Annotated in this window: 23 protein-coding genes and 1 tRNA gene; 13 read left to right on the top strand and 11 right to left on the bottom strand. The window is 45.3% G+C overall.

Annotation, left to right across the window (positions count from 1 at the left end; all coding sequences use genetic code 11):
• Positions 1–145: 145 nt before the first annotated feature.
• Positions 146–1,540 carry a sensor histidine kinase gene (locus MF542_RS07750; protein WP_247017659.1) on the top strand — a complete coding sequence of 465 codons (1,395 nt, stop codon included), beginning with the start codon at positions 146–148 and terminating at the stop codon, positions 1,538–1,540.
• Between the two features lie 2 nt (positions 1,541–1,542).
• Positions 1,543–2,442: a P1 family peptidase gene (locus tag MF542_RS07745; RefSeq protein WP_247017657.1), complete on the top strand. Its 900-nt coding sequence runs from the start codon at positions 1,543–1,545 to the stop codon at positions 2,440–2,442.
• On the opposite strand, the gene MF542_RS07740 is transcribed toward MF542_RS07745, so the two are convergent.
• Positions 2,429–2,917, bottom strand: coding sequence for a hypothetical protein (locus tag MF542_RS07740; RefSeq protein WP_247017655.1), 489 nt, complete (start codon positions 2,915–2,917; stop codon positions 2,429–2,431). The genes MF542_RS07745 and MF542_RS07740 overlap by 14 nt on opposite strands.
• A gap of 157 nt (positions 2,918–3,074) precedes the next feature.
• Here MF542_RS07740 and MF542_RS07735 point away from each other — a divergent pair.
• The 4 genes from MF542_RS07735 (at position 3,075) to MF542_RS07720 (ending at position 5,070) form a co-directional block, all read left to right on the top strand.
• Positions 3,075–3,151 (top strand) — tRNA-Arg (locus MF542_RS07735).
• A 243-nt stretch (positions 3,152–3,394) separates the two neighbouring features.
• Positions 3,395–3,727 (top strand): putative quinol monooxygenase, encoded by a 333-nt coding sequence (locus tag MF542_RS07730; protein ID WP_247017653.1) that lies wholly within the window; start codon positions 3,395–3,397, stop codon positions 3,725–3,727.
• Positions 3,720–4,409, top strand: coding sequence for an SDR family NAD(P)-dependent oxidoreductase (locus MF542_RS07725; RefSeq protein ID WP_247017651.1), 690 nt, complete (start codon positions 3,720–3,722; stop codon positions 4,407–4,409). Before MF542_RS07730 ends, MF542_RS07725 begins: the two co-directional genes overlap by 8 nt.
• A gap of 73 nt (positions 4,410–4,482) precedes the next feature.
• Positions 4,483–5,070: a TetR/AcrR family transcriptional regulator gene (locus tag MF542_RS07720; protein ID WP_247017649.1), complete on the top strand. Its 588-nt coding sequence runs from the start codon at positions 4,483–4,485 to the stop codon at positions 5,068–5,070.
• Positions 5,071–5,119: 49 nt separating this feature from the next.
• Here MF542_RS07720 and MF542_RS07715 read toward each other — a convergent pair whose 3' ends face one another.
• The 4 genes from MF542_RS07715 to MF542_RS07700 all read right to left on the bottom strand — a co-directional run bounded on the left by MF542_RS07715 (position 5,120) and on the right by MF542_RS07700 (position 7,573).
• Positions 5,120–6,268, bottom strand: coding sequence for a serine hydrolase domain-containing protein (locus MF542_RS07715; protein WP_247017647.1), 1,149 nt, complete (start codon positions 6,266–6,268; stop codon positions 5,120–5,122).
• Between the two features lie 92 nt (positions 6,269–6,360).
• Positions 6,361–6,954, bottom strand: coding sequence for a GNAT family N-acetyltransferase (locus MF542_RS07710; RefSeq protein WP_247017645.1), 594 nt, complete (start codon positions 6,952–6,954; stop codon positions 6,361–6,363).
• A 71-nt stretch (positions 6,955–7,025) separates the two neighbouring features.
• On the bottom strand, positions 7,026–7,250 hold the full coding sequence (locus tag MF542_RS07705; RefSeq protein ID WP_247017643.1) for a hypothetical protein: 225 nt from the start codon (positions 7,248–7,250) through the stop codon (positions 7,026–7,028).
• A gap of 116 nt (positions 7,251–7,366) precedes the next feature.
• The gene (locus MF542_RS07700) at positions 7,367–7,573 is read right to left on the bottom strand and encodes a DUF3126 family protein (RefSeq protein WP_247017641.1); all 207 of its coding nucleotides are present in this window, start codon (positions 7,571–7,573) and stop codon (positions 7,367–7,369) included.
• A gap of 172 nt (positions 7,574–7,745) precedes the next feature.
• Here MF542_RS07700 and MF542_RS07695 point away from each other — a divergent pair, with 172 nt between their 5' ends.
• Both MF542_RS07695 and MF542_RS07690 read left to right on the top strand, forming a co-directional pair.
• Positions 7,746–8,159, top strand: coding sequence for an Hpt domain-containing protein (locus MF542_RS07695; RefSeq protein ID WP_247017639.1), 414 nt, complete (start codon positions 7,746–7,748; stop codon positions 8,157–8,159).
• 6 nt (positions 8,160–8,165) lie between these two features.
• A complete protein-coding gene (locus tag MF542_RS07690; RefSeq protein WP_247017638.1) occupies positions 8,166–8,597 on the top strand; it encodes an MmcB family DNA repair protein in 432 nt (143 codons plus the stop codon).
• Here MF542_RS07690 and MF542_RS07685 read toward each other — a convergent pair.
• The gene (locus MF542_RS07685) at positions 8,594–10,615 is read right to left on the bottom strand and encodes an HD-GYP domain-containing protein (protein ID WP_247017635.1); all 2,022 of its coding nucleotides are present in this window, start codon (positions 10,613–10,615) and stop codon (positions 8,594–8,596) included. The two genes, MF542_RS07690 and MF542_RS07685, sit on opposite strands and share 4 nt — an antisense overlap.
• A 173-nt stretch (positions 10,616–10,788) precedes the next feature.
• Here MF542_RS07685 and MF542_RS07680 point away from each other — a divergent pair, with 173 nt between their 5' ends.
• Together MF542_RS07680 and MF542_RS07675 are read left to right on the top strand one after the other, a co-directional pair.
• Positions 10,789–11,475 carry a transglutaminase-like cysteine peptidase gene (locus MF542_RS07680; RefSeq protein ID WP_247017633.1) on the top strand — a complete coding sequence of 229 codons (687 nt, stop codon included), beginning with the start codon at positions 10,789–10,791 and terminating at the stop codon, positions 11,473–11,475.
• A gap of 81 nt (positions 11,476–11,556) precedes the next feature.
• Positions 11,557–12,903 (top strand): hypothetical protein, encoded by a 1,347-nt coding sequence (locus MF542_RS07675; protein ID WP_247017631.1) that lies wholly within the window; start codon positions 11,557–11,559, stop codon positions 12,901–12,903.
• 13 nt (positions 12,904–12,916) lie between these two features.
• On the opposite strand, the gene MF542_RS07670 is transcribed toward MF542_RS07675, so the two are convergent.
• From MF542_RS07670 to MF542_RS07655, 4 genes are read right to left on the bottom strand one after another with little or no spacing between them, the layout of a single operon-like run.
• Positions 12,917–13,456: an ActR/PrrA/RegA family redox response regulator transcription factor gene (locus tag MF542_RS07670; protein WP_247017629.1), complete on the bottom strand. Its 540-nt coding sequence runs from the start codon at positions 13,454–13,456 to the stop codon at positions 12,917–12,919.
• Positions 13,453–14,793: an ActS/PrrB/RegB family redox-sensitive histidine kinase gene (locus MF542_RS07665; RefSeq protein ID WP_247017628.1), complete on the bottom strand. Its 1,341-nt coding sequence runs from the start codon at positions 14,791–14,793 to the stop codon at positions 13,453–13,455. Before MF542_RS07665 ends, MF542_RS07670 begins: the two co-directional genes overlap by 4 nt.
• A 12-nt stretch (positions 14,794–14,805) precedes the next feature.
• Positions 14,806–15,759, bottom strand: a complete 954-nt coding sequence (locus MF542_RS07660; protein ID WP_247017626.1) for a hypothetical protein — start codon at positions 15,757–15,759, stop codon at positions 14,806–14,808.
• A complete protein-coding gene (locus tag MF542_RS07655) occupies positions 15,740–16,303 on the bottom strand; it encodes an ankyrin repeat domain-containing protein (RefSeq protein WP_247017624.1) in 564 nt (187 codons plus the stop codon). Before MF542_RS07655 ends, MF542_RS07660 begins: the two co-directional genes overlap by 20 nt.
• Positions 16,304–16,448: 145 nt before the next feature.
• On the opposite strand from MF542_RS07655, the gene MF542_RS07650 reads away from it, so the two are divergent.
• From MF542_RS07650 to MF542_RS07640, 3 genes are read left to right on the top strand one after another with little or no spacing between them, the layout of a single operon-like run.
• Positions 16,449–17,036 carry an SCO family protein gene (locus MF542_RS07650; RefSeq protein WP_247017622.1) on the top strand — a complete coding sequence of 196 codons (588 nt, stop codon included), beginning with the start codon at positions 16,449–16,451 and terminating at the stop codon, positions 17,034–17,036.
• A 2-nt stretch (positions 17,037–17,038) separates the two neighbouring features.
• Entirely contained in the window at positions 17,039–17,467 is a 429-nt protein-coding gene (locus MF542_RS07645; protein WP_247017620.1) for a YcgN family cysteine cluster protein, read from the top strand.
• Between the two features lie 9 nt (positions 17,468–17,476).
• Positions 17,477–18,175, top strand: coding sequence for a M48 family metallopeptidase (locus MF542_RS07640; protein ID WP_247017618.1), 699 nt, complete (start codon positions 17,477–17,479; stop codon positions 18,173–18,175).
• A gap of 12 nt (positions 18,176–18,187) precedes the next feature.
• Here MF542_RS07640 and MF542_RS07635 read toward each other — a convergent pair whose 3' ends face one another.
• Positions 18,188–18,655 carry a hypothetical protein gene (locus tag MF542_RS07635; RefSeq protein WP_247017616.1) on the bottom strand — a complete coding sequence of 156 codons (468 nt, stop codon included), beginning with the start codon at positions 18,653–18,655 and terminating at the stop codon, positions 18,188–18,190.
• Positions 18,656–18,753 lie beyond the last annotated feature (98 nt).

The raw sequence follows: 18,753 nt of genomic DNA, 5'->3' as shown, positions 1-18,753 counted from the left end.
CAGGAAACAACGATTATTGTCTTTTTATAACAATTTTCATGTTTTCTTGGTTTTAAAGCCTGTCACTATATGGTTAATCTATGTTTCTTATATTGTGAAACAATCTTGCTTGCAATTTTATTGGGAATAGGGTCAAACGCTTTTTATGCCAGAGCATTATAGACCAGTTTCATCTAGTTTGAGATCACGCCTTTTGATCCTTACATTCATCTTTGTGATGATTGTCTCGGGCTTTGTATATTTGCCGTCTATCGCTACATTCCGTCAGGAATTCTTGGAAAAGCGCCTAGAAAATGCGCAGATTGCTGCGATTGCTCTTGAAGTAGCTGAAAACAATATGATCAGCCCAGAGTATGAAAAACGGCTTCTTGATACCTCTGGCGTGCTTTCAATTATCATGCGCCGTGAAGATATCAGCTTGCTGCTCGGGATTGATTTTATCCCTGAACGCGTTGATGCAGAATTTGATATGCGGCAGCCATCACTTGGTGAATTGATCCGCGATGCTTTTGGTGCCTTAAAAGCTAAAGGGGACCGTATTGTCCGGGTGACTGGTGATCCAATGGTTTCAGGCACACGTCTCTTTGAAGTAACGCTTGATGAGGCTGATCTTTATGAGGCACTAAGGAATTATTCAAATAATCTCCTGATTCTCTCTGTGATCATTTCACTCTTTGTGGGGATTCTTGTTTATCTGTCGCTACACTGGATGCTTGTACGCCCGATGCGCCGGGTAAAAGATAGTATTGTTGAATTTCGCCGCAAACCAGAAGCAATTTCCAGAATGCGCAGAAGCTCATTACGTTCAGATGAAATTGGTTTGGTAGAGCGTGAGCTTGCGCGTATGCAGGATGAACTCCGTGCCAGTTTGAAGCAGAAAAACCGGTTGGCTTCCCTTGGTGAAGCTGTGGCAAAAATTAACCATGATCTCAGGAATATTCTTGCTACAGCTCAGTTAGCGTCTGATACGTTGCAGCGCATTGATGACCCACTCGTGAAGAAGGTTTCCCGACGTTTGATGACAGCGGTTAGCCGGGCAGTAGCACTTTGTGAGAGCACAATGCGCCACGGGAAAGTGGAAGAACCTGAACCTGTACCTGAGGAAATGAGCCTGCGTTCGCTTCTTGAAGATGTGGGTATGTCGCTTGGGCTGATGGATAATGAAGACTTTACGTTTGATATTCAGCTTAATGATGATTTCATTATTATTGCTGACCCTGAGCAAATTCACCGAGTCTTCCTGAATCTTTGCAGGAATGCTCATGAAGTGCAGAACGGCAAGGGTACCATTACAGTTAGAGCTGAACGCGACCCTGACGGTACCACGCACACTTATATAACGGATGCGGGGCCAGGTATCCCTGAACATGTGAAACCAAACCTCTTTAAGGCATTCACATCGGCTAAGGCAGGGGGGACAGGCCTTGGTCTTGCAACCGCAAGAGATATAGTACTGGCGCATGGTGGCCAGATTGGGCTCGATACAACAGGCCCAGAAGGCACTACTTTCAAAGTATGCCTGCCGGGTATTGAGGACTAATCATGAAAATTACAGCAACGCCGGGTAAAACCGATAGCTTCACTGATGTTATGGGTATCAAGGTGGGGCAGGCGCACGATGTTGGCGTAAATACCGGAACAACGGTTATCATTCCTGATAACCCAATTCCTATGGGGGTTGATGTTCGTGGTGGCGGCCCGGGTACACGTGATACAAATGCGCTTGATCCAACATGTCTTGTTGAAGAATTTCATGGTCTTGTATTGTCTGGTGGTTCGGTTTTTGGCTTGGATGCTGCGGGCGCTGTAACAGAAGCGCTTTCTGAGAAGGGTATCGGTTTCCCGTTTGGCCCAAGAGCATTACCTGTGGTGCCATCAGCTATTCTTTTTGATTTGAAAAACGGTGGCGATAAAAACTGGGGTGCTGAAGCGCCATATCGCCGCCTTGGCCTTGAAGCACTGAATAACTTGTCCACCACAGTTGAGCATGGTCGATTTGGTGCGGGGCACGGTGCGACAGCAGGCGGTGTTCAAGGAGGTATCGCTAGTGCGAGCCTCGAAACAGAAGACGGTTTGATTGTATCTGCAATTGTTGCAGTGAATAGTTTTGGGCCAACGGTGCATGATGTGCCTATGGAGCACGGCACTATTGAAATGCCCAAGCTTGGCTTTGTTGGCACGAATACTACCATTGGCGCTGTGGTGACCAATTTGAAGCTCGATAAAGCAGGCTGCACGCGGCTCGCCATGATGGCACAGGATGGTTACGCCAGAGCGATCAGGCCTATTCATACGCCGTTTGACGGTGACACGGTTTTTGCTATGGCGACAGGTGACAAAGAAGTCTCTAAGGATGCTATGGCAACCACTATGGCGGTTGCCGGTACCTTGGCTGCCGACTGTGTTGCCAAAGCTATTGAGAAAGCTGTTAAGGCTGCATAGCAGCTAGAGCTTTCCGTTCTCCTATAATGAACACATCTAACGCTTGCTTGGTTTCAAATGCTTTTTTCCAAATGCCCGTTTTCATTAGGGAAGGGGAATCAACGATAGCGTCAAACTTGCTTAGCATATTGCTGTATCGTGTCAGCTTTAGCTGTGCATCGCGCCATTCGATAAGTTTGTTGTCACCAGTTGCTGATTCTATTTTGTTTTTCGTATTGAGGTAATCCGCAAGGATATTCTTGAGTTTAGCCTCGGTCGAATCAAAGAGCTTGATAGCGGTTGACGTGGTGAGTGGAGATTTTTCTTCTTGCAGTCGAGTGTTAGCTGGTTCTGCCCGTTCAATAACCCGTTCATGCTCAGCTGTATCGGGAAGTGGCTCGGCCAGACTCGGCCAATCACCGGATGTGCTGCTACAGGCGCCAAGAAGCATGATTGTTACAAAAAAACTGCAATTTTTTATGTGCGAATTTCGCATTTAAAATCCTGTATTATCAATGGGTTATTTATTTTATAATGGTATTATAGCAGATAATTTCAAAGAAAAAGCGATTTCTCTCTTGCATTATAAAAACAATCTTATATGTTCCGCCGCACGCCACGCTGCAAAGCGAGGCAACACAATTGAATAACGCGCACCGGTAGCTCAGCTGGATAGAGCACCAGACTACGAATCTGGGGGCCGGGGGTTCGAATCCTCCCCGGTGCGCCACTTCAAAAAAACCGCTTAAGCAATCGCTTAGCGGTTTTTTTGTTATTTAACACATGTAGTTGAGAAATTGACTTTGCCGTCTCTAACATCATGTCATGTTCTTTTGAAACCAGCTTTGAATTTAAATTAAGAAATTTGATGATTGAAATTAATAATAGATCGGTCTAATTTAATGTTTCTATAGCATTTTCATTACAGAGGTACGGGCAAGGCTCGTGGCTTTTATATGTATGGTAGGAAGCGATGGTAGAGTTAGTAAAACGTTTGCACATATTTGCAACTATTCACCCAAAACCGGAATTCTTTGAAAAGGCGAAGACAGCTTTAGAGCAACTGGTCCCGCCGACACTGGAAGAACCTGGGTGTCATTTGTTTACCGTTCTGGAAAGTAAGGATGAACCAGGTATTTTACATCTTTTCGAAATCTTCGATAATGAGGATGCGGTGCAGGAGCATTATGCGCAAGACTATACAAAGGATGTTTTTGCGAAGTATCAGGATTGGCTCGCAGCGCCCGTGAAAATTCAACATATGTCACCTGCTTCGATGTCGTCAGCGGAGCAATTCTATGCCTAAAAGAGCATTAATTATTGGCGCTGGGCCTGGCTTGAGCAGTTCACTTGCCAGATTATTTGCCTCAAAGGGGATGAAAGTATGCCTTGGTGCCCGGAATGTGGAAAAGCTTGCAGATATCTGTGCTGAAACGAAGGCTAAGGCGTTGAAATGTGATGCTTCTGACCCGAAAAGTGTTGAGGCCATGTTCAACCAGCTTGATCAACAAGGAATGTTGCCTGATTTGGTGGTATATAATGCGGGAGCTTATACGCGGGGCCCTATAACCGAATTAGATACAGAGGATGTGTATAATGTCCTTATGACAAACGCATTTGGCGCGATGCTTGTGGCGCGCTGTGCTGCTAGGTATATGCTTGAAAAAGGAGAGGGAGCACTTCTTTTTACCGGCGCATCAGCTGGAATTAAAGGTTATGCACAGTCAGCTCCCTTTGCTATGGGGAAATTTGCCTTGCGTGGATTATGCCAAAGTCTGGCACGGGAGTTATCACCTCAAAATATTCACGTCGCTCACTTTGTGATTGATGGCTGTATTTTCCAGCCAGAGAGAGGTGCACCATTTGATGATCCAGAAACAACACTGAATCCGGACGAGATTGCAAAGACTTATCTTGCCATCGCTGAACAGGACCGTAGTGCCTGGACTTGGGAGGTAGAATTGAGGCCCTCTGTTGAGACGTTCTAGTGTATAATCTGATGTTACACCCCTGAAATGGGATGTGGTTGATTGATATATGTAAGTTGGATATTGGAAGGCGATGGCTAGAATTCGTGATGACAAAGCGTTTAAAGATACTAAAGCTCGGCTTTTGGAAACGGGGCTAGAGCTTATTCGTAGCCAAAGCTATGCTGCCGTTGGCATTAATGATGTCCTTAAAACTGCCAAGGTACCGCGTGGTTCCTTTTATCATTATTTTGCCAGTAAAGAGGCATATGGTCTTGAAGTGGCGAAATATTATCACACAAGGCAACTCAGAGCCGCCCGACAGATTTTGTTGAATGAGAATATGATCGCTTTGGAACGACTTGAGGCATTTTTTCTTCAAGCTTACCAGCAATATGAGAGGTTAGATTTTTCTCAGGGTTGTCTGATGTGTAATCTTTCCATTGAGCTTGGCGATACAAATTTTCATTTTCAGGAATTGTTAAACCAACAATGGAAAGAACTATCTTCTCTTATTGGTGAATGTATTGAAATGGTGGATCGTAAAAAACTGAAATGCGATCATTTAACTGTTTCTGAAGCGGCAGAATGGCTCTTGAACTCCTGGAGCGGGGCGTTAATACGTATGAAGGCTGATCGCAACGGGGCAGCATTAAAGCTTTTTTTAAAATCGGTTTTTTAGTGGCCGTTTCCGCCTAAGCGGAGCGGCCGTTTATGTTGGGTCAAGAAATTTACTGCTCATTCAATTTAGCGATGTTTGGATAAACCCACCACCACGGATAGGCTGTTTCTCCCAGAATCATTTGGGTGATTTCGGGAAAGATAATTTCCGCTCTTACACTGTTCGAGAGCATGATAAGGCAGCGTTCGCTTTCTTCTTCACAGATAACTAAATTGCCAGTCCAGTCGTTATGTCCACCTTTTGAAAAATAGCGCCCTTTGGGACCTTGCCACGTAATAACCCCCAAGCCCGCTGACAGAGTGATGTCAGCTGCTCTAGGATCTTTGGTTTTTGTATAGGCAAGGGTAGGAAATTTTTGTTTTGAGTGAATATTTATCTGGGGTTTTGTCCATTCAGCTTGGGCCGTTTTGGAAAGTAAACGACCAGCCGCCATGGCCTTCCACATATTTGCTTGATCCTTGAGGGTTGTGTCCATAGAGCCCGAGGCGCTTACGTTACTGCGTTCATCGTGTGGCTCGAAAGAACCATCCATCGCATACCCATCGGCCAGGTTATCTGCGAAACTGTCCCGCCACTGCATATCGGTATTTGGCATGTTAAAGCGGTTAAATATTCTGGTCTGCATTTCATGTTTCACGTCAAGGTCTAATCCTTCCTCCAGCACAAACTGAAGAAGCCGGAAACCTTCGCCGGAGTAAGCGTAATATTCACCTGGTTTGAAGTGAAATTTTAGGTCCTGGTCTGGTTCCAGAAATCGAAGGTTCGCTAGTCCGCTCTGGTGAGAGAGAAGGAGCCTCGCTGTAAGTTGGCGCCAATCATGATCTCCTGTCAGGGTTTGCCATTTAGGGTATGCAGGAAGTGGATTTGGAAGATAACTGCTGATAGGCGTATCCAGATCAAGGATACCTTCTTCAACCAGTTGGAGGACCATGTATGCAAAAGCAGCTTTCGTCAGTGAAGCGCCGTACATGACGGTATCGTCTTCAAGAGGAAGTCCCTTTTCCACATTGCGGTAGCCGTATGTCGCCAGATGTGTGATTTCACCTTTTTCTGTTACCGCGACACCTAAGCCTTTAACATCTTCCTTTGCCATTAGTTGCTCGATGGCTTTATCAAGCTGTCTGGTGCAGGGTAAGTCCTCTGCCTGTGACATATGTATGCTTATAAGGGCTGCGGCACCCAGTATCGTCGCTATCATTCCTTATACTCCTTTGTGAGGCTGCAACTTCATGCTGCTTTCTCACAGTCGTGAGCAGTCATAGAGGGAATACAAGCTGAATATTGATGAATTTACAGGCGTGGTTCTCGCCACATAAGCCACATGGGCGGGCAGTCAGTACCCGGCACTACCTCTTCCACTATTTCAAAGCCGTGTTTTTTATAGAAAGGCACATTTTCAGGTTTGGAGCTTTCCAAATATGCGGGGGCACGTGTTTCATCCACTTGTTTGAGTGCTTCTTTCATCAATTGGCTGCCAATACCTTTTCCCTGCAGGCTTGGATGCACAGAGATAGCAAACAGATAGTAGTGCGGTTCTTTTGGTTTTTTCTTTTTGAGGTATGCGTCTATCTGGAGAGAGTTTTGGACTGCTTTTAGATCGCCGTGCTTCAAAATGGATGCACCCATTTTAATATCGGCCAATAAACTGAACTGTTTGGGCACGCCCGGCGGTAGCCATAGAGCACCGGCATTTTCTTCGTTATTCACCAAACCAAACCCGGCTGATAGATAGAGGTGGCTTGCCATAGTTGTGAACACTGGCTTCATTGCACCGGTATTTCTAAAAGCCCACAAGTTTACCGGATCATCGGCAAACCCATCGGCGATAATCTTCCCGATAAGATGATGCTCATTATGTTTTAGAAAACGAATGTGCTCAGGCATAAAAGGCGATCCATAAAGTGAATATGTTTCACTTTATGGTGTTTTTAGACAAGTATCAATACTGAAACTTTTTAGGAGCGGTCTGCAAATTCTTCCATCATTTTGCGGGTGTTTCTGTCACGCACGACCATAATTGCGTGAATGGCAAGAATAAGCCAAAGCACAAAGCCTGCGCCGAAAAAGAGGGTAAGAACAATAGAGGCGATCCAGAATGCACCACTGATAACAGCCTGAAAGGGTTTGCCGCACAAAAGAATGGCCAGCGGTGGCAGAAGAAGAGCAACAAGATACAGCATGGTTACCTCACAGATTTATAGTTTAATGAAACTGCATAATGCTAAGCTGATGATCATAAGGCAAATAAAAAGCCGACTGAAAAGCCGGCTTCTCAAAGAATATAAGCTCTAAAAGCTTAAAGATCTTCTTCCAGGATGCAGATGCTGAGGGAGTAGGAAACTTCACCTTCATCTTCATCGCGGTAAGCAACACCGATAAATTCATCGCCGATCATCATCTCAACTGAATCTTTAGCTTTTGGGCGCTGCATAAGCTTGATGTTGCTGTTATCAAACTTGTCTTGAAGATATGTCTCAAGTTTAGCGATTTCCTGTGGGCTCAATTTAGGCTCCTTTGTCCCGAATATATATATTTGATCTGATTTATCGAAATTGCTGGGCGGATTGCAAGGAAAACTCGTGCCTCTCTAGCTTGTAAACAAATAAATAACTGTTTTTGTTGCATATTATGCTAAAATAGTTGTCATACTGTGGATTGGGGTAAATCGAGAACAAATGACTGAAGTTGTAGATACTGATTATTCATATGCGGAAGATGACGAGCTGGTAGCTCAATTTCTTGAGTGGACAGACACAGCCGTGAAAGACATGCGCGGGATTTTGGATGGTATGCCGGACAAAGCGGGACCTAAGGAAGCGAGTGTCCAGCAGGTTTATGATTTAACTCATAATATCAAGGGGATGGGTAGTAGCTTCGAGTTCAACTTACTTACAAACGTTGGCGCATCCCTTTGTAAATATCTGAAACAGATGCCTGATGACCAGCAAGCAAGCAAGCGGGTGCTGGAAGGGCATGTTCGTACCTTTGAAGTGGTCTTGCAGCACAAAATCAAAGGTAGTGGTGGTGCCCAAGGCGAAGCTATTCTACAGCGGCTTGAAAATATCATTGATGAAGAGGCCAGTACCTGATTTTTCATGACTGAAACGGTTAACATCACGCTCGGCGCTGAAAGATTGCTGGTGGAACTTGGTTATGCTCCTGTGCGGGAAGTGGTGCTAAAGAATAATCGCCGGGTTGATATTTTGGGGCTGAACAAACCAGGCGGTCTTGTGGTTGTTGAGGTGAAATCAGGTCTAAGTGATTTCCGTTCGGATACTAAATGGCAGGAATATCTAGACTATTGTGAAGAGTTTTATTTCGCTGTTGATCAACATTTTCCTATTAATGTGCTTAATGAAAGTACCAGCCTTCCAGATATAACAGGTATTATCATTGCAGATGCTTATGGCGGGGAGGTAATTCGTGAAGCAGCCTCTAGAAAAGTAAATGCCGCTCGCGCCAAAAAACTTATTCAGCAAATGGCACGAACGGCAGCAATGAGACTTTTTGAAAAGGCTGTTGGTTAAGCCTCTTCAGGTTTTTCCATATAGTGACTCCAGCGATCCCTGCCGCCTTTGTTTTCCAGAATATTTTGTAGAGCTGCTACAATCCGGCGTTCAAATTTCGTACCGCATTCCTGATGAAGAATATCAGCGGCTTTGTCAAAGCTCAGCCCATTTCGGTGCGCGCGAGCTGAAACCATACCCACGAAAGCGTTAGCAACTGCGAGCACACGGGCTCCGGCTTCGATATCTTCACCAGCTTTACCGTGTTCGCCGCTGCCATCCCAGTTTTCTCTGATCTGGTCGAGAATTGCGGCTACTGGTCCTTTGAAATCCAGCCCTGCAACAAGTGAAGCGCTTTGCTGCATACTATCACGTACCAGAGAGAGTTCTTCATCGGTAAGCGGTGTTTGTTTGGTAAGGATTTCAATTGGGACAAATATCTTACCGACATTTACAAGTTGGGCTGCGATATTGACACATTCTTTACCGTCTTCGTCCCATTCCAGTTCCTGAGCTATAGTAACACTAACATCTGCTACACGCTCTGAATGGTGTTTGCTCCATGGGTCACGGGCATCAATAATTTGCGTAAGTGTTGAGACCAGTTTTTTGAATAGTTCTTCCGATTGCGCCTGTGCTTCAACAAGGTCAGAAATATCCCGCATCACCATTAGCGCAGTGGCGGGGTAATCACCACCAGCTTTTAGAGGAATGGTATCCATTCTGAAGGTGCGGTTACTATGTGTAACATTGAGGTTGTCTGGGTGCCCGGAAGTGGCTGCAGCAATGCGAGAACGCATTTTCTCTGCAAGGGAACTACGGAAGGCAGTATCAAGCCTTCTGCCAATAAGATCATCTTTATTGATCTCTGTAATATCTGACATTTGTGTATTGGAAAAATGCACAGTCATATCGTTGTCAACAGCAGCTACGGCAGCGGGTTGGCTATCCGTTACTGATTGCAGGAACTCGCTTAGAGACTCGTTCTTCTCCGAAAGCATGGCTTGTTCGTGGTAGGAATTTTCCAGTTTGCGGGAAATACCGTGACGCCACACCAGAATAAGGGCTGCGAGTACAAAAAGACCTGCTAGAGAAAGTGTAACAATGAGACTATTGCGGCGTTCCGTAATAGCGGCGACTGCTTCACTTGTTTTAATGGTGCGAACCAGTATCCACGGAACCGGGGCTGACAGTTCCTTGCCCATAACAAGAACTTCAGTGTTTGCGTAATTCATTTGTGTGCTGAAACCACCCGGTTGTTTCACCGCAAAAGAAGCGGCTGCATCCACGGTGGTCGCGCCTAGCCTGCCACCTTGAGCAAGCGGTGTGATAACCCTTACTAAATCATCGCTTTCGGGCTTTACCAAATATGTTTCAGAAGTTTGGGTATCGTCACCCGGCTGCACGAGTGTTTGAAGGAAGTCACCATCCAGTGGGCGTGCGCCAATTACCCAAACTGTGCCGGTACCAGAGATCGCTTTTGCACCAAAAATTACGAGTGGGGTTTTATCGCCAAGTTGTGGGCCTAGGGCGATAAAAGACTGCGTGTTTGCCAGAGGAATTTCCTCTGGTCGTAGAAGCGGCATGCCTGTTGTCATAACAAAGGCCTGTCCTTTATCTGAAACAACAGCAATACCTGCACGGCGAGGGCGGTTTACATTGGCTGCTACCGCATCAATGGCTCTGTTTTCATGGAAGCCGTGGCGTTCTGCCTCTGCTGAAATAAGTGAGAAAATATAACCGCGCTGTGCTTCGACGGCATCCTGATCTTCAGGTGAAGACATTTGAGCTGCATATAGCTGCACTGAGGCATCAGCTGCTAATTCTTCAACGGCTTTAAGGTGTCGGTTAAGCCAGGTTGAAACCTCTGCGGCTCTGCTATCCGCTATTAAATTGATACGAGATTGCCAGTTCTGGAGATCTTGCTCGGCTTCTGAGGCTGCAAATCGAGTGATGAACCATAGGCCAAGCGCGATAAGCCCCATCAAGGCACCAGCGTAGGCCATCATATTTTTGTTTGAAGACGTTTCCGTTTGCATGGGGGCCCCTTACTAATGCGTTCGTGCTGTAACATTGTCACTGTTCAGTGATAGTATGAGAGAGCTCTTGGCTCTCTGTTCGCTTGTGGTTATGTTGGTACATATTTGTTTGATGCTCAATTAAATTCGAACAAAAAATATGTGAGATCAGGTATAGAGGCCAGCCAGTTTTTATGTTCCGAATTATAGGCTTAATAAGTATTGTTTTGGGTTTTCTGGTAGTAGAGCCATTTGTTTCTTCGGCAGATGCCCAGCCCCGCACAGGCTTGTTCGGTAGCCGGGAAATACGCTCCAAAAGCATGAAGTCTTTTGATAAATGGACTGATTTGTGGCGTCGGCATAACCTTTCTTTGACTGAAGAAATGCCGAAGCAAGAAAGCACAGTAGAGCAAAACTGCAGAGGTAGAGACCGTTTGCGGTGTGGTAAAGCAGCGTGGGAAGAATTTATCGCTTCTCAAGAAGGAGCTGAACCTCTTGAGATGATTAAAGCGGTTAATCAATATATGAACCGTTATCCATACATCGTAGACCCAGTTAACTGGGGGCTTCCTGATTACTGGGCTACACCAGATGAGTTTTTCCTGAAAGATGGTGATTGTGAAGATTATGCGATTAGCAAATATGTAACGCTGAAGCGCTTAGGGGTTGCCCCAGAATCCATGCGGCTGGTGATATTGCAGGACCAAAACCTTCGGGTAGCGCACGCCATTCTTGCCATAGATTATGAAGGTGAATATCTGGTTTTAGATAATCAGGTGGATGCTGTATTGCCCGACAGCAAGATTTTGCATTACCGACCAGTTTACTCAATTAATGAAACAGCTTGGTGGCTTCATCAGGTGAAAAAATTTGGTAGATAATTAAACATATCGTATTCTGATAAACTATGAGTGGGGACTGGTTTTATTGCGATTTAACACGTGACTGAGTTTTGAGGTTATATGGCAAAAGATATTAAAGCCGTACATGAAATGCTTGATTACACCAAGCAGCTTAGGCTTCATACAGAAGGCCGGAGGGCCTTGCATATAAGGCTTTCAGTGCTGGAAAAGCATTTGCAGGAAGAGCATTATCGTCGGTTCGCTGCCGCCAGCTTTAGAACATTGAAAACCGATTATGGCGCTGCGAGTTTCTCGCTGCCAAATAATGATTTAGTCCTGATCGTTAAAGATGCACGGGTTGATGTTATTGACCCTATGTTGAATCAGGTCCGCTTAAAATTCAAAGAGGCTAGTGCCTTACGAGCGATTGATCCCATTCAAGGTGTAAGTGACGCTTTTGTTGAATGGTTTGATCTTGAAGCAGAATATGATGTTTTCACAAAATATGTAGCAAGGTTGGCTCAAGCAGTGCTGGAAGGGAAAAAGATACCAGCATCCAGAAATGTTGGCGCCTCTAAATCTAAAAAAAAATCTAAAGCAAAGCCTGATGTTAACCCGGATACGGGACTTATTAAGATTGATCCTCAAGGTGATGCAGGGGCACCTTTACCATCTGAACCGCCGCAAAAAATGAAGGTGAGCAAGATTGAAAGCCCTGCGAGAAAACCGCAGAGCAAAAAGCTTGACCCTGAGATGTTATTAACTCTTACAAAGGCTATTACGTCCGCTGATGTAGGTGGATTGCTTAGGCGGCAATGTGTGATGGCTATACTTGGTATTCAGGCACCTCAGATGGTAATGGTGCACCGCTGGGTGCCGCAGCAGGTGGTTTTTGATACCTTTTTGAAAAGTAAGCTTACGGAAGTTGACCCTTGGCTATCGGGGTTTCTTGAAGACCTTATCGCGAGTAGGGTTTTGGCGTCTGATCCTAATATGGAGAATGAAAACTCTCTTGCTTCAAGCTTGAAAGTAACGGCTGCCGGTGTGTTAGCCAGAGAGTTTGATAAGTTTGAAGAAGGTTTAGGAAAAAAAATCCGCAGTAATATCGTCTTAGAGTTTTCCAGCCTTGATGTAACGTCGAATTTCGCAGCCTATTTGGCGGCTCGTGAAAAGCTACAAACCTTAGGATTTAAAAGCTGTATTGCAGGGGTAGACCCTCGTGCCTTAGCTTGGCTTAATTTAGGTAACCTACAGTCTGATTTTCTGAAAGTGACGAACCCTGCTTCGAATGTGGAAACGTGGCTGGACCGTAAAGAAGAAGATAGAATTATCAATATTATTGAAAAGATCGGTAGTAACCGAATTATCTTGGAAGGGTGTCATTCTTCTGAAGATATTATCTTAGGCCAACGCCTTGGAATCACGATGTTCCAAGGCGAAGCCGTTGATCCTTCAATTTCCAATTAATCGGTATTGGACGTTATTGAGGGGAACGTTTTGCAAGAATGCGCTGCAGTGTTCGGCGATGCATGTTAAGCCTGCGTGCGGTCTCAGAAACATTGCGATCACACAGTTCATAAACACGCTGAATATGCTCCCATTTCACACGGTCCGCAGACATAGGGTTTTCTGGCGGTGGCGGCATATGCCCTTCGAGGGTTAGGAGTGTTTTCTCGATCTGGTCAGGGTCTGCCGGTTTTGCAAGATAATCTACAGCGCCGGCTTTAACTGCTGCTACAGCGCTGGCGATGTTTCCGTATCCTGTCAAAATAACCACGCGGATATCGGGGCGGATTTGGCGTAATTGAGGTACTAAATCAAGTCCGTTACCATCTTCCAGGCGCATATCAACGACAGCATATTGAGGACGATGTTCAGCGGCCAGAATACTGCCTTCTTCAATGCCTTCAGCTGCATAAACTGTGAAACCTTTTCGTTCCATGCTGAGCGCAAGGCGGTTTCTGAAAGCTTTGTCATCTTCTACGATTAGAAGGGTTTTTGCTGGTGTTTCTTGAGTCATGCTAACTCCTCCTCATCTGAGAAATCAGGCTCTTCCTGTAAGGCTGAGCGAGGCCAGTTTAATTCAACACGTGCACCACCAATAGAGGCTTCTTTAAAGCTCATTTTTGCGCCGGTGCGTTCTAATAAGGTTTTAGATATAAACAGTCCCAAGCCTAACCCACCATCTTTGCCCGGTGTTGGTTGTCTGGTTGTAACATAAGGTTCGCCGAGACGTTTCACAATTTGTGGATCAAAGCCAGGGCCATCATCTTCCACATATATTTGCAGGTTTTCTTCATCCCATTCGGCATGTATCTGAACTTCATTTTCTGCAAAGCCAGTGGCATTTTCTACGATGGTGCGGAAAGCATGGATTTGTTCCGGGGTACGCCTAAGGATCAGATTATCTGGCCCTTCGCTACTATATTTCACTTTCACACCGCGCATTTCATGAGGGTGCCCAGCTTCTCTTAGAATCGCTTCAATACCCAGATAAGTGAAATGTTCCGCATCACCTGCTTTACGTTTTTGGCTGATTTCTGCCAGAATTTCACGACAGCGGCTGGTTTGGTCAATAATTAATTCGATATCAAGCTTGGTTTGCTCATCTTGATCTTTGCAGTGGTTTTGGAGTTCCTTGGCAACAAGTAGAATGGTCCCAAGCGGTGTACCCAATTCATGCGCTGCGGCAGCGGCCAGCGTTCCGAGGGCTGCTAGGCGCTGTTCTTGCTCCAGGGCAGCTTGAGTTGCTGCAAGCGCCTTTGCCCGGTCCTGACCTTCCTTGCTGACCCGCGACATATACATGGCCAGAAAAACAAGTGTGAAACAAAGGCTGATCCAAATACCAGCTTTCAAAATATCATCTACGTTTGGCGCAGGGCCATCCCATGGTAGAGGAAAAGGCGTATAGGCAAGTGCGGTTACTAAAACCACTGAAATAGCGATGAGTACTTTGGTACTGCGGGGGCTAAGGATTGATGCTGACACGCTGGAAGGAGCAAGCATCAATACAATGAAGGGATTTGATAAACCTCCAGTTAAAAACAGCAAAGTAGACAGGTGAAGCAAATCAAACACCATATGCCAGGTGGATTGTTTGTCTGAAAGTCGTGTGTTTAGATCTTCCCTCAGGGAGAACCAAAGATTCATCATGCCTGAAATAAACACAACGGTGAATGTCATCTCAGGGCGAATATCAAAGCCAAGAATATAGTGTACAGTAAGCAGAGAGAGCATTTGCCCCGCCACTGCCATCCAGCGGATCATAATAAGGGTGCCAAGTCTCACGCCATTACCTTGGCGGAGGGCCGGGTCCATCATCTGAATGATATTTTGTTCGTTCTCGCTGGAGGCCATGCCCGCTTCTTTCTATTGCGCAAGTAAGGAAGCAAGGTAGAGAAACAGCAGTATACCTACCGTGAGGTACACTGCATTGGCGACAAGAATACATAACCACCCCTGACGGAGATGATTTGCCTGTAATCTTGCGCGGCCATCCTTTGGGCCTATCCATTCTACAGATTTGCTTCCCTGTATCCTGAAACAAATTTCTACCCCAGTTGCGACAATATTCAATGGAAAATAGGTGCTAGGGAGGCCTTTTGTCGCAGGATTGAGGAGGGTTAAAGCGGCACTGATTTTAGTGAAAGGTAAGCAGATAAGGGCTGTGGCAATAAAAATGCTGGCAACTAAACTAGGCACAAGAAACACAATTTCATGAATAAGGCTGACGCCTGAATTGTATGGAGATTGTGGATGATCTGCAGAAATTTGCGGTGCAGTGAATAATAGTCCGATCAGTAGAACGGCCGGGAGCAATAGAGCAAAACCGCCAATTAAAAAGGTAAGTGAAAGTGGGACAGTGCGGCCACTGAAACTCAATACTGTCTGTTTAAGGAGTTCTGCGTTTGAACTGTAATTTGAAAGGTTTTGTTTTCCTTGTTGTAAGTTTTTCCAGCCAGAGCGCTGGGCTAAGAGAGGTGTCAGTATCAGGCATGTTAAGGCATCTGATATGGTGTTGATAAAGGCAATTTGGTTTACTATTACGCCAGTTCCGTAGGCTACAGGTAAAAGCACTAAAGCGACGATAGCGCCCCGATAAAAGCGCTCGGTACGATTTCTTGAAGGTTTATCCAAACGGCTTTTGAGGTTGAGGCCAAATGCGGATGCAATAGTTTGTATGTTTGGCAAGATTTTAAGAAGTTTGGGGCCAGCTATGAAGTCTGCTGCAAGAGCCAGTAAAATAATGCTGACCCGAATTATCAGGTCAGTGGCTGTTGGAGAAGCTATCCCTAAATCAAAATTAATAGGTAGCCCCCGCATCTTGTAATAATTTTACCATCCGACGATTGCGAGAAATTTTGGCATACTCAAGAGCTGTTTTACCTGTAAGGTCCTGTACGTTCGGATCAGCGCCAGCTTCAAGTAACAACTGCACGGTTTTTGATTTCCGTGCTCGTACTGCTTTCATAAGAGCTGTTTCCTGACCGATATCAGCACGATTCGGGTCTGCCTTGAAGGCAAGTAGCAATTTTACCATTTCATTGTCGCCTACTGATGCGCGTTTCATCAGTGGTGTTACGCCCCGCGTACGATCAGAAATATTTGGGTTTGCACCAGCTTCCAGAAACATCTTCATCATGGCAAGATTACGCTTGTCAGCGATGATCAACATAGCAGGAATGCCATCTGACCGTTTTCTTGTATTGGGGGATACACCTTTTTTAAGCAGGCTTTTAACTTCTTCAATGTCGCCTCTTTCAACAGCACGTAACAATTCAAACTGTGGTGTTGCTATTGCCGGAAGGGATATAGATGACAGCCCTAAAAATAAGATGGCTAATATTAAAATAAACTGCTTTTTCATAGGTACTCCATCATCAACAAGGCGTCATAGATTGCTGCAAATTTAATGGCAACGTGACAAACATCGCCTATATTTCTATAACCGTGCGAGAATCACAAGTATTAAAGCCCAGATGTTCCAGTGGCTTTCAGAGTGGAGATTTAACATGAAAGCAATCAGGCTCGTTGCATGGATCGCGGTAGCTATAGCTGCGGTTGTGGCTTATGTAAGTTTTAATAGTGGCGGAAACAAGACCTCAGGTCCAGGTGGTCCGTTTGTACTGACGGCCCATACAGGCGAAAAAATCTCTAGTAAAAGCTTTCACGGCAAGTATCAGCTTATTTATTTTGGATATAGTTATTGTCCAGATGTATGCCGGATAGAGCTCCATAAACTAACGACTGCTCTGAATATCCTTGAGGAAGAAGGATATGATACCAGTCCTATTCAGCCGGTATTTATTTCAGTAGATCCGGAGAGGGATTCCGTTGAAGAGTTGGCGGATTATGTTCTGGATTATCACCCGAATTTGATCGCTTTCACAGGCTCTGTTCAGGAAATTGCCGATGTTGCAAAGCAATACCGGGTATATTACGCGAAGCGAGAACAGGAAGGGTATGATGGCTATTTGATGGACCATCAGAGCTATATTTTCGTAATGGACAAAGACGGTAAATATAACCGTCTGTTCTCCAGCAAGGATAAACCACAGGATATTGCGAATACTTTTAAGCCGGTGCTTGAGAAGAAATAATCATGTCATTCTGGAAAGAAAAAGCTCTGTCTGAAATGTCTCGTGATGAATGGGAATCGCTTTGTGATGGGTGTGGTAAGTGTTGCCTCCACAAACTCGAAGATGAAGATACAGGCGAAATTCATCATACAGATGTAGCGTGTCGTTTTCTTGATCCCGTAAAAATTACTTGCGGAAAATACCTCACTCGTCAGCGTTATGTGGGTAATTGTGTTGTTATGTCGCCAGATTTGCTGGCTACACTACCTTGGATGCCAAGTACCTGCGCATATCGCCTGCTGTATGAAGGGAAAGACCTCTATGAATGGCACCCGCTTGTGAGCGGAGATAGGGAAAGTGTTCATAAAGCCGGACAATCCGTACGCGGGAAAGCGGTGGATGAGCGCGAAGCTGGTGATTTTGAAGATCATCTTGTTGAATGGCCAGCTTAGGGTGATGGTTTGACCGAAGCACGTTATCTGCGGATTGGTAGTGAAGATATTCCCCTAAAAGTGCGGCGGAATGCCCAAGCCAAACGCATGACCTTAAGAGTGGACCGAACCAGCGGTGATATTAAAGTTACTACACCGAAACGAATTAGTGAAAAGGCAGTAAACCAGTTTCTGACAGCCCATATGGATTGGATAGCGAATGAGCGCGCAAAGCTCTCACTTGAACCAATCAATGATGGAATGATACTTCCTTATCTAGGCGAGAAAAGAAAGCTTGTTTTTACCGGTATCGCACCTCGTTCTGTTGAATGCCTGAATGAAGAACTTCAGGTGGGTGGCCCGTTCGATATGGCTGCCGGACGGCTGGAGAAATGGTTTCGTGCCCAAGCTAAAGAAAAACTGGAGGTCGCCTGTAGACGGTATGCTAACCAGCTAGAGGTTTCTTATGGACGCATTAGTATTGGGGATATGAAAAGCCGTTGGGGAAGTTGTTCTTCCAGTGGTACCTTGCGCTTCAATTGGAGACTGGTGTTGGCACCACCTGCAGTCCTTGATTATGTGGCCGCCCATGAAGTGTCGCATTTGCTGGAAATGAATCATTCTGAGCGGTTTTGGGCACATGTAGCCCGCTGTATGCCTGATTTTGACAAACAGCGTAAATGGCTTAAGCAAGATGGTGGTAGTCTATTCAATTATCAGTTTGGCTAAGAACAGCTTGTATTAGTCACTATCAAACTGATTGTTAACAGATATGGCCACTAGGATTCCGGCCCCCACTATTACGCCGCCCGTAATAAGTAGAGCCTTGCCAACGTTAAATCCCTTATTCTCTTCGTCGTTCAGGTAAACAAATTTTCCTTGCAGGTCTTTTCGAATGATAGGAAGTGCTGCTAGCTGCACTTCTTCAAGGCCTCGATCAGAGAAGTTAATATCTACAACATTGCCAGTGAAACTCTTCTGCTTGAACGCATCAAAGCCTCCTCTGGAAAGCAAGTTATATTGAGGCCCCGCCTTGAAGCCTAATTTATATTTCGATGGACTTTTTTGTTGTGCCCCAAATGGTACAGAGAAGTATAGCCCGGCATAAAGGGCTGTTTCCTGTCGGTCTGAGGCAAAGGATTGCCCGTTAGCGGGCGGTGCCACAAGGAATAATAACGAGATAATGATACTAGCACTGAAGCGAAACATCTTGAAAGCTCCCCAAAAACTAAGATGACTATAGCATTATAGTATCATGAATAATTCTCGCATAAGGTATCACTTTAAAGTTATGGGTTTATCCGCTG

The sequence above is a fragment of the Kordiimonas laminariae genome (assembly GCF_023008165.1).
Lineage (GTDB): Bacteria > Pseudomonadota > Alphaproteobacteria > Sphingomonadales > Kordiimonadaceae > Kordiimonas > Kordiimonas laminariae.
This window is presented reverse-complemented; position numbering and strand designations above follow the sequence as displayed.